Source organism: Lysinibacillus sp. BF-4, assembly GCF_000743635.1.
In the GTDB taxonomy this organism is placed as follows: domain Bacteria; phylum Bacillota; class Bacilli; order Bacillales_A; family Planococcaceae; genus Metalysinibacillus; species Metalysinibacillus saudimassiliensis.
Genome location: NZ_JPUW01000008.1, coordinates 13,578 through 26,716 on the forward strand (window position 1 = coordinate 13,578; position 13,139 = coordinate 26,716).

Below are 13,139 nucleotides of genomic sequence, written 5' to 3' on the forward strand. Positions count from 1 at the left end.
CCTCACTCCTTATGATCATGTAAAAAATCTTTGCTAAAGCTCGTTGCCGCCGCATTACTCACCTCACGCGGCATCTCAATCCCACGCTGAATGCTCCCCTTGCCAAAGCGTTGCTCAATGGCAGCGAGCACTTCTGTTAGGGGTTCTTCCTCCGCGTATTTTTCGTACGTAAAAAGGCTAAGTTGCTCTACGACATCGGCTTCGTCTACTACATTATTCATTGTAACACCTAGCAAGCGCAGTGGCTTGCCTTGCCAGCCCGCCTCAAATAAATCAATAGCTGCCTCACTAATGGCGCGCGCATCCGCTGTAGCATTTTGCAACGTTTTACTGCGAGTGACGGTGTGCCAGTCCTTATCCCGAATATGCACAACAACCGTTGTACCCGCGAGCCGCTTAGCATAAAGCCGCTCCGCCACTTGCTTACTCAGCTTGCGTAACAAGGCATGCAGTACCTCACTGTCATCCTCATCACGCGCAAGTGTTTTTGAGTTGCCTACACTTTTTGTATCATAAATGGCAAGAGGGTCTACTGCACGCTCGTCAATGCCGTTCGCACGCTCTCCAAGCCGCACCCCGTTTTTACCAAGCGCCAGTTTTAGCGCATAACTGTCATGCTTCGCTAAATCGCCAATCGTTGTAATGCCAAGCTTTTGTAACTTAGCCGCTGTGCTTTTACCTACTCCGTGCATCGCAAGCACAGGCAAATGCCACAGCTTGTCCGCTACTTCACGCTTGCGTAACACGGTAATGCCGCGTGGTTTTTTCATATCAGAAGCTGTTTTTGCTAAAAATTTATTAGGCGCAATGCCAATCGAGCAAGGTAGCTTTAACTCGTGCAGTAAGCGTTGTTGAATATGCTCAGCTACTGCGAGCGGGTGCTGTGGCAGTGCTGTAATGTCCATATAGCCTTCGTCAATGGACACAGGCTCAACTAGCGGGCTTACTTCACGTAAAATCGTAAACATTGCCTTAGACGCGGCGCGGTACATCGCAAAATTAGGCGGCAGTACGACCAACTCACGACATAGTTTGCGCGCCTCAAATAACGGCATCGTCGTATAAATGCCATGCGCCCTCGCCTCATACGAACACGTAATAATAATGCCCCGTCGCTCCTTAGGATTGCCCGCAATTGCGAGCGGCTTACCGAGGAGTGCTGGGTTTTTGGCTTGCTCCACAGAGGCATAAAAACTATTCATATCCACATGTAAAATAACCGCCATACCCTCACCTCTCAAAACATTTGTTCTTATTATACAACCTTTACACACACTTAACAAAAGGTAGGTTTTTCCTTAATAGTAAGCCCTTATAGTAAGGGTGAAGGATAAATCAAAGGAGTGGATAAACGTGAAAAAGGTTATTTTCTTTGAGGTACAAGGCGGCAGTGACAAAGGGCAAGATGGTCACCGCAAAGACACCATGCCAATGGTTGAGGCACTACAACAAAAGGGCTACCCTGCCGAAGTGGTGTTTTTTGATGTGACACAAATGGACGCGATTTATGATTATGTCAAACACAATGCGGTAGCTTATGTATCGCGCATTAACCCTGGCAATATGGTCGGTGAAGCACAGTATTTTGGCATGCTGCGCGCACTTTGTGAAGACGGTATTATTGGTTTGCCCCACCCTGACGCGATGACAGGCTACGGCGCTAAAGATGCACTTGTTAAACTAACGGATACCTCACTCGTTCCCTCTGATACATACGCCTACTACACGATGAGTGAGTTCTTTTACCAGTTTCCTAAGGCGCTTGCCCTTAATGAGCGCGTGCTCAAACAAAATCGCGGCTCTACAGGCGAAGGCATTTGGCGCGTACAGTTAATGGAGCCACTACCTGTTGGCGCAACCGAAGCCTCGCTCACCACAAAAGTAAAATGCACCGAGGCAAAAGACAATCACGTAGAGTACTGGAAGCTTGGCGAGTTTATGCTCTTTTGCGAACAATACATTATTGGTGACGGCGGTATGCTGGTGGATATGCCATTTTTACCCCGCATTAAAGAAGGCGAAATCCGCTTATTATTACTGCGTGATACACCCATTAATGTGGTGCATAAAAAACCTGCCGCAGCTGCCGATGCGTTTAGCGCTACATTATTTTCAGGCGCGCAGTACCGCTATGACCCACCAATTTTATGGGAAGGCTTAATTACCGACTTTTTAGCCCAACTCCCACACGTCAAAGACAAACTCGGTGGCTTTGACCTCCCACTACTGTGGACAGCGGACTTTATTTTACGCGATGCCCCTGATGGCAGTGACGATTATGTACTTGGCGAAATGAACTGCTCTTGCGTTGGCTTTACCTCTGAACTAAGTTTAGCCCCTCGCGTCGCGGACGAAATTATCGCCTGCATCACCGAAAAACAACAAATTAAAGCCTAACAAAAAAAGTTGAAACGAACGCATTCGTTTCAACTTTTTGTATGCTGTTTTATGCTTCATTATGCATCGCATCATAATGCTCAAGCACAAGCTCCGCAAATGCGGCAGGTGCTGGTTGGCGATTAATGAGCAATAATTTATCTTTTTGCTGCGTTTTAGCCAAATGACTACGCACACGCTTAAACTGCCCGTGATTGTTGTAGCTCGTAATAAACGCAATCACATCTTGCTTATCTAGCTGTGCGGTATTGGTATTTTTATAATCGCGTGACTGCCAAATCGTCACATGCGGAAATTCGTCTAAAATACGACGATGGAAGTTAGGGTGACCGCCTACAATACAAATATTAAGCTCATGTAAACGCGCCGCATCCACTTTGTCTTGCGCTACAATGACAGGGATGGCAACCTCCTCAATAACAGGCTCTGGCTCAGCAAGTGCCTCTACCTCTAGCGTTTTCACTTGCTTTGTTAAGCGCGCTACCTCGTCCTGTGCCTCTTGCAATTTATGTTGTGCCATAGCTTCGGTACTGCGCGATTTTGCCAACTGCATCTCTACCTCTTGCAACTTTTGCTCCCACGCACCCTCATCTACTTGAGGTACTTCGCGTACAAACTCAATTGCTTCACATGCCAAAAAGCTTTGACGCTGTGCACTATAGCACGCAAAATCCATCACAGCACGCTGCATATGTTTAGCCTTTGCTTTGCGGTGCTGTGCCTTAGTAGCATGCATAATAAAGGTTAAGTCAGCGAGCGTTAAACGCACACTATACAGTGCCGCGCGTGCCACATTGCCAAAAATGGTCATCTCATTTGGGCTATGCTTCGTTTTTAGCCACTCACACACCGTACTTGCAGGGATGCTGTCATGCGTTTCGAAATGGTCAAACAATAACAGCCCTTCCTCCCCCATCTTTTTGCCAAAGAAGTATAATGTTTCGTCGGTAGCTGTTGGGTAATTTGGTACAATCATATCTTGCACAAATAAATCCGTCGTGATTTTTTCTTCCGCAATTTGCTTGCGCCCCGCAAAATATGCCTCCACATCACCTTTATAGCGCTTACTAATCGTCTCTAAATCTACCGCTTCATAAAAGTACCCTTTTGTGCTTGCCACATACAAATACAAGCAAGTGTATAAATCAAAAGCAAACGCATCCGTCGTTGGCGCAAGCTTACTCATATACGTCTCAAACTTTGTCTCAAAACGATTTTGCGCGAGTAAAAATTTATAAATGGCACGGTATCCTTTTTTAAGCGCTTGGTCAACTAACTTTTGGATGCGAGCATGCCAAACCACCTCGTCCTCGTCATATAACGAAGACACCACATAAACAAGCTCTTTAAAATAATGGCGCTGCACAAAAGGCAGTGCCGTAAAGTTGGTAAAGAAGTCCTTATGTAACTGCTTTTTACTTAGTGGTTGCGCCTCCTCATAGCGTTTATGAATGACCTTCATAGCATCTTCATTAAAAATAATCGTAAGTGCGGCATAATCATATAAAACGGTTTCGTGTAGCTGTGTTAATTGTGCTGTCATACGAGCCCTCCTCCTGAAAATAAAACAATTTTCTAACTACTTATAGTATCGCATAAAGCTTGCTAAATTAATATTTTAACGCGCAAAAAAGCGCCACCTTCGCATCAGTGGCGCTGTCATTTACTCTTTATTAGGCGTTGATTGTTTTTTCTAGCTCAGCATACGTGGCCTTCCACGCATCAAGACGTGTGCCTTCGTTTAATAGGCTGCGCTCTGCATTAATTTGCTGGTGTGCTTGCGTAACAATTTGTGTGCGCAGCTTTTCCGCTTGCTCCGCAATGTACGCATAGCCCCATGTTAGTAGGCGCTCTTGCTGTGCCTTCATATATTGCTCAGCTACAGGCTTTGTTTGTTCCTCAAGTGCCGCTTCTAGCTTAACCTTCTCATTTTTCTCAAAGAAGGCTTTGGCATTACGGAAGTGCGATTTAACGCCCACAAATGGCTCATGTGAAGCAAACGGCCCTTCAAACTCTAGCATCTCTGCATCATCGGCTTCAAAACCAAGGAATGAAAACGTTGGGTTAAGTTGCTTTAAGCTTTGGGCATACTCTTTAGCTGTGCCTTGTAACTGCTTCTCTACATATTGCGCTAGGCGGAAGTTCGTAACACGCAGCTCCTGTGCAAGGTCAAAACGCAAGCTTTGCAATACTTCTTTTAATGCTTTCTCTAATGCTTGTTGTGTACCTAGATTAGCAAAAGTTGACGGGTTATAGCCCTCTTTAAAGAAGTCAGGGTAGCGGTAGTACACGCGTTGTAATACGTAATACAATAGCTCCTCAAGCTCTTGCTTGGTATCACTTTCTAAAATAGCCGTTGGCGCTGTCGCATACGTCGTATCAATATGTGACGCAAGCGTCGCAAGTTCTTCAAGACGTGCATCTTTACGTGATAAGTTGTCTTCCGTTTGTTTAATCATATCACCAAGGCGCTGTGTCGTTTTTTCGACTTCTTCGGCAAGTGCCTTTACAGCAAGCGCACTTAGCTCCTCGTGTAAGAAGGTTTGGAAAGCCTCCTCAAACGCTGGCATGCCTGATGCAAGGTCTGCGCTTTCTACCTTTTCTTTTAATGCCATTAAACTTGATACGCCGTGTAAACGAGGGTGGCGAATACCAAAGCGTTGCAGCTCTGTACGCACATAATCCTTTACATCCTCTTGCTCCTCTGTCGTTGATGCAAGGTCAATCGCATTTACAATAAAGAACATCTTATCTAACTCAAACGCATCTTTTACGCGCCCTAATTGAATTAAAAACTCACGGTCTGCCTTTGCAAACGCATGGTTAAAGTACGTAATAAATAAAATCGCATCCGCATTACGAATATACTCAAACGCTACGCCTGTATGACGTGCGTTAATAGAGTCCGCTCCTGGTGTGTCAACAAGCGTCACACCCATGCGCGTAATTGGGCTGTCATAGTAAAAGTCAATATGGTCAACAAAGCATGAGCGGCTTTCGTCTGCTACAAAGGCTTCAAAATCAGCGCGCTCTACGCGTAATACATTGCCAAGCTCATTTTTATACAGTGGGTAACCGACTTGGTATGCACGAATAAATGACTTATGCAGATTTAAACGCTCATCCTGAAGCGGTACTTTAATGCCCTCATCCGCACGCTCAAACGCTTCGTCTAACGATGTTACGGTTAAGCCAATTGCGGCATAAGATGCAGCAATATCCTCAAGCATTTGCTCACGATTTTTTAACGCAACATCTGCCGTTTCGTGCGGGTGCTCAGGCGTTACAGGTCGAATTTTATTAATCGCCGCTGTCGTTGGGTTAGGTGATACAGGTAATACATTTGCGCCCATTAAGGCGTTAGAGAATGATGACTTCCCTGCACTAAATGCACCAAATAATGCGATAGTAAAGTCCTTCTTCTTTAAGCGCTCCACTTTATTGCGTAAGTAGTTTGCGGTTTCTTCAAAGCCATCAATACTCTCAATCGCATTGGCAGTTTGTGTGGCTTGGAAAATTACCTTATCTGCTGGCAACATATCAACCACATGCTGATTAATGGCTTCCTCCTCTACTACTTCAGCTTCCTTCGTTTGTAACATAGACGGCTCAAACGGACGAATTTCACTTAAGTCACGCGCATAGCTTTCTTCCCAGCGCTGTTGTTGCTCCGCCATTTTTTTACGCATATCGTTTGACGTGTAGTTGTACTCTTTTTCGCTGTAGGCAAGTTGCTCATCAATCGCCAAAATCTCACGAATAGCATCCACACGCGCCTGCATATTTTGCATGCGTAACTTAACAGGTGTTGCACTCTCTTGTGCCACTTGCTCTAAGCGTGGTAATTGCTCCTCGCGCCATTTGTCGGTTTCGCGGATAAAGTAGCGCTTTGTGGCCTCTGCCACACGGTTAGAGAAGTTAAGCACCGCCTCACCCGTCACCATTGCACCTTTTTGCACTTGATCCTCAATCGTGCTAAACGGAATGTCAAACGCCATCGCATCAATCGCACGCGTTTGGTCTTCAGTTAATGCACCTGTATCACGCAATACTTGTTTTAGCACTTGCTTCATTAAGCCTGTTACTTGTGAACTTACATTGTGTTGGTATATTTCGTATAACTCTTGTTTACGTGTTTCACGCGCCTCGGCTGTTTTCTTTTTGGCTGTAAATAACCCGCCTACTTTAAAGTCCTCTTGCGTACTCTCTAAATAAAGGCGTAGTTTATCACGTAAATCCGATGGCATAAACGAGGCATTGTCGAGTAAATCCTTGCGTCGCTCATCGAGTGTTTCACTAAATGCTTTTGTCGAAAACAGCGTTAACTGTTGCTCAAGCTTGGCATACTGCGCAAGTGTATCCTCATGCTCTGCCCAGTCTTCCTTACTTAATACATCCTCACGCATCACAAACGTTTCTTTCTTTTCTTCTTGTAAATACGCATCGTGCTCATGTTGCAACAGCGTTAATGTACCTGCTGCCGTTTGTAATAACTGGTCCTGCCAGTCATTCATACTATCCATAACAATCGTTTTTACTTCTTCATAATCATTATGCGGATGATCAAGCTCACGCAGTGACGTAAAGAACACGCCCTTCGGCTCAACGCCCCAAGCACCAAATGAGTTGTATACGGTTTCTTTAAACGCTTCAAAACTTAACTCTGACTCGCGATGCTTATCAATCATATTGACAATTAAATATACATTGGGGTTATATTTCATGAGTTGTTTTGTAAATTGAAAGTTAAGCTCGGACTGCACATGGTTATAGTCCATCGTGTAAAACACCATATCGGCAATATGCAAAGCCGAGTCCGTAGACATACGGTGGGCATCGTCCGTTGAGTCAACACCTGGCGTATCCATTACCGTTACACCTTCTGGTAAAGTCGATGCAGCGTGACCAATTTCGATTTGTGCTACTAAATCGCCGTCCTTGCCTAGCTCCTTCACTGTTTTATAATCATAGCCTGCGCCAAATTTAACGGGCTTGTCATTGTGCATATAAACAATGGCAAAGTCCTCCGCTGATTTATGTACCTTAACAATATTGGCACTCGTTGGGATAGGGCTTGATGCTAATAAGTCCTCACCTGACAGTGCATTAATCATGCTTGATTTACCCGCACTAAAATGCCCTGCAAAGGCAATAACAAATTCCTTTTGCTGTAGCTTGCGCGCAAAGAGTGATGTTTTGTTCATGCGCTCTGTATCATCATTTTGTTCGTAAATTCGGTATTGCAGTGCTGCTTGCTTTAATAGCTTAGCAATCTGCTCATCAAAATCCTTTACCACTTCGAAAAAACCCCTTTTCAGTTGAACTATACTTATAGCTTGTATTCTATCATGTTTTGGCACATTTTCGACACAAAAAATAAGGTGAGGAACATTCCCCACCTTATTTTTGGTTGCTCAAGGTAAAATTTGGTTTTACTGTCGATATAAAAATGTAAGCACGTGTACAATTACACTACATAGCGTTACCAAATAAAACGTCGGACGCATGCCTAGCAACTTAAAACTAATCGCTACGGCGTACATGCCCAACATGCCGCCCGTAAAGTTTAAAATGATATCGTCAATGTCCGTTGCACCAATATTTAATACATATTGTACGGATTCGATTAAAATTGTAGTGCTTAAAATGAGCAATGCCGTAATACGTTTACGCTTTACAACAATCTGCAAATAGATGCCTAGCGGGATAAACATCACAATATTACCGAAGACATTAAGCCACGCATCAAACGTTGGCACGCGGTACGTACCATGCAAATAATTAGTAATCGTTTGAAACGGCACATAATTAACATTACGTGCAGCTAGCGTTAACTCATAAAGGTGCTCAGGGGTAATTGGGTAGCGTATAAACACAACAGAGAATAGCAACCAACCATAGATGCCAAAAGTGATATAAAAAAGCAGGGTTGCCACTCTAAACATTACGCCACCTCCTGCACCCATCATAACAAAAAAAAGCCGCCCAATAAAATGGGCGACATTAACTATTATCGAATATGAGCCGTTGTATGATCCAGCACGTATTTACCTACGCTTGCGCAAGCAATTACAGTTGCCCCTATAAATAGAGATAGCATGTGAATCACTCCTTTGCGTGATTTTGAAAATCATTATCAACTACAATATAACAAACGTTTAGGCATTTCGTCAACAATGCGTTTCAATTTATGCCCAAGTCATGGTAATATGTAATAAAGTCTAAAAAGGATGTGTTATAGTGAGCACTTCGATGCATATTCAAGCAATTTTAAACGGGACAATCCAATCTTTAAAAACCATTTTACCCGTAGAAATCAAGGTAGCCCCACCAGCCGTAACATCAGAGCCCTTCCAACAAGAGGAAATGGGCGTGCTAATTGGACTGGTTGGTGACTTAAAAGGCCGCGTTATTATTGACGGCCTGCCTGATACATTTAGTGCCATTGCGGCAAAAATGTTCGGCATGGAAATCGGCGGCGAAATGCTAGAGTCATTCGTTGGCGAGTTTGGCAATATGATTACAGGTAACCTCTGCACCTTCGTTGGGCAGCATGACCTATCACTCGACATCACCCCACCAACCGTTATGGTCGGCAAAACCAAGCTCTACGGCTTCCAAAAAGCCTTCCAGCTACCTGCTAACATTGAGGGCGCTGGCGATATCACCATCCTACTGACAATCGACGATGATGATTAAAGAAAAGTAAAAACAACCGTTTAGCCCCGTGGCATTTGGAACACTCGTCAACGAAAGCGCTCTTTGCTTTCTGTTGGCGAGGGTGAAAAGGTCATAGGGGCTGGGCGTTTTTACTAGACAACACAAAAAGTGAAGGCGAACGCTTAACGCCCTACCCTTTGGAGGTTATGACAATGAAAGCGCCCTTTGCTTTCTGTTGGCATAAGCGAAAAGGGCTTGGCGTTGTGAGCCGTAACTGGATTAAAGAAAAGTAAAACAAGCTGGTCACCTCCATTCACTTTGCAGGGCATGGCACGAAAAGCGCTCTTTGCTTTTTGTTGACGTGACCGAAAAGGGGTTGGAGGTAGCTTGCTTTTACTAGACAAATCAAAAAGTGAAGGCGAACGCTCAACGCCCTACCCTTTGGAGGTTATGACAATGAAAGCGTCCTTTGCTTTCTGTTGGCATAAGCGAAAAGGGCTTGGCGTTGTGAGCCGTAACTGGATTAAAGAAAAGTAAAACAAGCTGGTCACCTCCATTCACTTTGCAGGGCATGGCACGAAAAGCGCTCTTTGCTTTTTGTTGACGTGACCGAAAAGGGGTTGGAGGTAGCTTGCTTTTACTAGACAAATCAAAAGTAAAAACAACCGTTTAGCCCCGTGGCATTTGGAACACTCGTCAACGCTACAAAAAATGAGAGTGACACTATATTTAGCGGTCACAACATCGCATAAAAGTAGACGATGCTTACACAAAACAAGAAAAACCGAACTATATTGAACCCTTGACTTAAGGTTTCAACTAATAGTTCGGTTTTTTTATTGGCTGAAAAACGTTTACTCAGCCTCTTTATTTATTTCGTTGTTTTTTTCATTAACTCCGCGCCAGCGATGCCTGGGTGCGTCATTTCGTATGGGTCTAGAATTACATCTAGCTCCTCTTTCGTTAAAATGCCGCGCTCGATGCATAGCTCACGTACAGAAGTACCTGTTGCAATCGCTTCTTTCGCAAGCGTTGCAGCCGCTTCGTAGCCTACGTGTGGGTTAACCGCTGTAATAATACCAACGCTCTTCTCCACATAATCCTTCATACGCCCTTCGTTAGCCGTAATGCCTTTTAAGCAGTTTTCTGTAAATGTGGTAAACACATTACGCATAATTGTAAGCGATTGCAGTAAGTTAAACACCATTACTGGCTCCATTACATTAAGCTCAAACTGCCCTGCTTCTGAAGCAAGTGTAATCGTTTGGTCGTTACCCATTACTTGGAACGCCACTTGATTGACAACCTCTGGCATAACAGGGTTCACTTTACCTGGCATAATCGAAGAACCTGGTTGACGTGCTGGTAAATTAATTTCAGCTAAACCTGCGCGTGGGCCTGATGCCATTAAGCGTAGGTCATTAGCGATTTTAGACATATTGGTCATAGCGATTTTTAATGAAGCCGAAACCTCTGTGTACGCATCTGTATTTTGCGTTGCGTCCACTAAGTGACTTGCGCTCACAAGTGGTAAACCTGTAAACTCTTTTAAATTTTCGCTGACACTTTTAATATAAGATGGGAATGCATTTAACCCTGTACCTACAGCAGTTGCGCCCATGTTAACTTCATATAAATTAGCTTTTGTGCGACTAACGCGTAAAATATCACGACGAATCACGCGCGCAAATGCTTCAAATTCTTGCCCTAAACGGATTGGCACAGCGTCTTGTAAGTGCGTGCGTCCCATTTTGATAACGCTTGCAAATTGTTCCGCCTTAGCGTGCATTGCGTTTTCCATAATCTCCATTGCCGCTAATAACTCATCAATCTGACGTAATACCGCAATATGGATTGCCGTTGGGAATGCGTCATTTGTTGATTGTGACATGTTGACATGTGAGTTCGGGCTGATGACTGTATACGTACCCTTTGCCTCACCTACTAATTCGAGTGCGCGGTTAGCAATAACTTCGTTGGCATTCATATTAATTGAAGTACCAGCGCCGCCTTGGATTGGATCAACGATAAATGCGTCGTCCCATACCCCTTGCTCAATCTCAGTAGCTGCTGTAATAATTGCTTCTGCTAAATGAGCAGGTAGTAAGCCTACTTCGCGGTTTGCGATAGCTGCTGACTTTTTAACAACGCCCATTGCGCGAATTAATGATGTGTGAATGTGGTAGCCCGTAATCGGGAAGTTCTCTGTTGCACGTAACGTTTGAATACCATAGTAAGCGTCAATTGGAAGCTCGCGCTCGCCTAGGAAATCTCGTTCGATACGAAAGTTAGGTAACATTATACTATCTCCTCTGATATGTGATTGCACTTCATTATAACAAATGAGTAGAGACTGTAAACCTACTTTTCGTAGGTATTTAGACACAATTCCCAGTCCCTGTATTTTACCAATGGAAAACTGTACATTTCAGCGAGATACGTCGCTTTTTCCAGCATACCCCACATAAAAACATATATTCACCCTAATTTGAATTATTGTAAAAATCTGATACATTAAGGACGCACAAACTCAATAACCTCCATATAAATCACAAGCTCCTGATAAATCGCCCCGTCTTCCATATAATGGTCAAGCGTGTGGTAGTCATATTTAAAGCGCCCCGCAGGAAAAGTAATACTCTCCCCCTGTGCCGCCGCCAACAAGCCCGCCACATCACTCGTTTGCATCGTCAGCAACTCCTCTCCTGATTGATTGTGAACAAATGCCACATTCATATAAAAATCTCTCCTTTTTTGCGTGCATATTAGTTTGTCAAACGCAGTAGCTCCCTTATAGTTAAAGCTAAGGAAGTGATTACCTTGAAAACTCATAGCATTTTACTCGGTAGCATGGGCGTTGCTGTCCTACTCGGTATTTTTGGACAACACGCCACAACATTTATTGCGACCAGTATACCATTTTTACACCCATTATACGTGCTAACGGCACTCACACTTTGTAGTATTGCCCTCTTTATTTTTGTGCCGTACTACGCTGTGCGCTCAAGTGCCAAGTTAGGTACACCGCTCGTTATTACGTATATTTTACTCGACATCGTGCTGTGCATTGGCACATCATTTTGGTCGATTTTTGTATTAGCCATTTGGTGGGGCTAAGTAGCGCGCCACTAAAGCATCACTCGCATACGTATACGCTGCGCCCAGTCGTTCGGTCGTAGCGTTCATGCGACTGCCAATCCACGCAATTAATTGCAAACGACGCAGTAACACAAATGTCGCTAACATCGCCTCATCTTCCTCCGTTAACGCGCGGTAGCGTCGATACCCCGTAAGCCATGCCGCCTGCAAATCCGCTACATACGGCTCATGCTCCACAAAACTAATCGCCGCCGCAAAATCATACAATAGCCAGCTAAAGCCACAATCATCAAAATCAATAATTTTGAGCTCACCTTGCGCTACTAATAAATTGGCACTGCGTAAATCCGCATGAATTAAGCCAAAACGTGATGGGTGCTTACCATACGCCGCCAAACGCTCACGCATCAGCGCCACGGCCTGCTCATACTGTGCAATCCTTGCAGCTGTCATCCCACGCCCATCTTGCCAGCGCCCCCACTTTGCATCTTCACCTAAAATGGTCAACTCATCCCACGTCATACGGTCATAATGCTGATAGCGCGCGTGTTGTTGCACACTATGCGTGTGAAACTGTGCCGTAATTTCGCCGAGTTGCTCAAATACCTTAACATCTCCCTCTGCAGGAGCTTGCCCAGCTACAAACGTAAAGAGTGTGCTATGGTAGCGCGTCCCTTCTACATATTGTGTACCAATATAGTTTCCATTTGCCATAGCAATAGGTTTTGATACCGCAAACGGCAATGCCTCATGTAAATCATGCAGCCAGTGGATTTCTGCCGCAATTTGCGCCTTACTATGATAAAACGGGCGATTAATGCGCAGTACAAAGGCTTGTCCTGCATAGTCTTTTACCTGATAGGTAGCATTTTCTGAGTATTCCATACGTGTTAACGTCGAAGCATCCAGTTCAGCAAAATCTGCTACCGCTAGGCGTGCCGCTTCGTCAAACGCCCTCAAATCTTTTTGTGTCATAGTCGTTA

General features: G+C 44.4%; 10 protein-coding genes. 3 read left to right on the forward strand and 7 right to left on the reverse strand.

Going from position 1 to position 13,139, the window contains the following annotated elements; all coding sequences use genetic code 11:
* Positions 1 to 2: 2 nt before the first annotated feature.
* Positions 3 to 1,226 carry a DNA polymerase IV gene (locus CH76_RS04720; RefSeq protein ID WP_036143677.1) on the reverse strand — a complete coding sequence of 408 codons (1,224 nt, stop codon included), beginning with the start codon at positions 1,224 to 1,226 and terminating at the stop codon, positions 3 to 5.
* Positions 1,227 to 1,353: 127 nt separating this feature from the next.
* On the opposite strand from CH76_RS04720, the gene CH76_RS04725 reads away from it, so the two are divergent.
* Positions 1,354 to 2,397, forward strand: a complete 1,044-nt coding sequence (locus CH76_RS04725; protein ID WP_235190347.1) for a Cj0069 family protein — start codon at positions 1,354 to 1,356, stop codon at positions 2,395 to 2,397.
* A 49-nt stretch (positions 2,398 to 2,446) separates the two neighbouring features.
* Here the strand turns inward: CH76_RS04725 and CH76_RS04730 are convergent, their stop codons facing one another.
* The 3 genes from CH76_RS04730 to CH76_RS04740 form a co-directional block, all read right to left on the reverse strand.
* On the reverse strand, positions 2,447 to 3,940 hold the full coding sequence (locus tag CH76_RS04730) for a hypothetical protein (protein ID WP_036143679.1): 1,494 nt from the start codon (positions 3,938 to 3,940) through the stop codon (positions 2,447 to 2,449).
* Between the two features lie 130 nt (positions 3,941 to 4,070).
* Positions 4,071 to 7,694, reverse strand: coding sequence for a dynamin family protein (locus tag CH76_RS04735; RefSeq protein ID WP_036143681.1), 3,624 nt, complete (start codon positions 7,692 to 7,694; stop codon positions 4,071 to 4,073).
* 135 nt (positions 7,695 to 7,829) lie between these two features.
* On the reverse strand, positions 7,830 to 8,342 hold the full coding sequence (locus tag CH76_RS04740) for a VanZ family protein (protein WP_051910239.1): 513 nt from the start codon (positions 8,340 to 8,342) through the stop codon (positions 7,830 to 7,832).
* Positions 8,343 to 8,637: 295 nt separating this feature from the next.
* Between CH76_RS04740 and CH76_RS04745 the strand changes: the two genes are divergently transcribed.
* Entirely contained in the window at positions 8,638 to 9,096 is a 459-nt protein-coding gene (locus CH76_RS04745) for a chemotaxis protein CheX (RefSeq protein ID WP_036143685.1), read from the forward strand.
* Between the two features lie 832 nt (positions 9,097 to 9,928).
* Here CH76_RS04745 and aspA read toward each other — a convergent pair.
* Together aspA and CH76_RS04755 are read right to left on the reverse strand one after the other, a co-directional pair.
* Positions 9,929 to 11,356, reverse strand: coding sequence for an aspartate ammonia-lyase (gene aspA, locus CH76_RS04750; RefSeq protein WP_036143687.1), 1,428 nt, complete (start codon positions 11,354 to 11,356; stop codon positions 9,929 to 9,931).
* Positions 11,357 to 11,571: 215 nt separating this feature from the next.
* On the reverse strand, positions 11,572 to 11,793 hold the full coding sequence (locus tag CH76_RS04755; protein ID WP_036143689.1) for a hypothetical protein: 222 nt from the start codon (positions 11,791 to 11,793) through the stop codon (positions 11,572 to 11,574).
* 84 nt (positions 11,794 to 11,877) lie between these two features.
* Between CH76_RS04755 and CH76_RS04760 the strand changes: the two genes are divergently transcribed.
* Positions 11,878 to 12,174, forward strand: coding sequence for a hypothetical protein (locus CH76_RS04760; RefSeq protein WP_036143691.1), 297 nt, complete (start codon positions 11,878 to 11,880; stop codon positions 12,172 to 12,174).
* Here CH76_RS04760 and CH76_RS04765 read toward each other — a convergent pair.
* Complete coding sequence (locus tag CH76_RS04765; RefSeq protein ID WP_036143693.1) at positions 12,154 to 13,131, reverse strand: phosphotransferase enzyme family protein; 978 nt, start codon at positions 13,129 to 13,131, stop codon at positions 12,154 to 12,156. The two genes, CH76_RS04760 and CH76_RS04765, sit on opposite strands and share 21 nt — an antisense overlap.
* Positions 13,132 to 13,139 lie beyond the last annotated feature (8 nt).

Excerpts from the sequence above, each read along its gene's own strand:
- CH76_RS04740 (WP_051910239.1), bottom strand. The coding sequence starts at position 8,342 with ATGTTTAGAGTGGCAACCCTGCTTTTTTATATCACTTTTGGCATCTAT.
- aspA (WP_036143687.1), bottom strand. The coding sequence starts at position 11,356 with ATGTTACCTAACTTTCGTATCGAACGAGATTTCCTAGGCGAGCGCGAG.
- CH76_RS04730 (WP_036143679.1), bottom strand. The coding sequence starts at position 3,940 with ATGACAGCACAATTAACACAGCTACACGAAACCGTTTTATATGATTAT.
- CH76_RS04720 (WP_036143677.1), bottom strand. The coding sequence starts at position 1,226 with ATGGCGGTTATTTTACATGTGGATATGAATAGTTTTTATGCCTCTGTG.
- CH76_RS04755 (WP_036143689.1), bottom strand. The coding sequence starts at position 11,793 with ATGAATGTGGCATTTGTTCACAATCAATCAGGAGAGGAGTTGCTGACG.
- CH76_RS04765 (WP_036143693.1), bottom strand. The coding sequence starts at position 13,131 with ATGACACAAAAAGATTTGAGGGCGTTTGACGAAGCGGCACGCCTAGCG.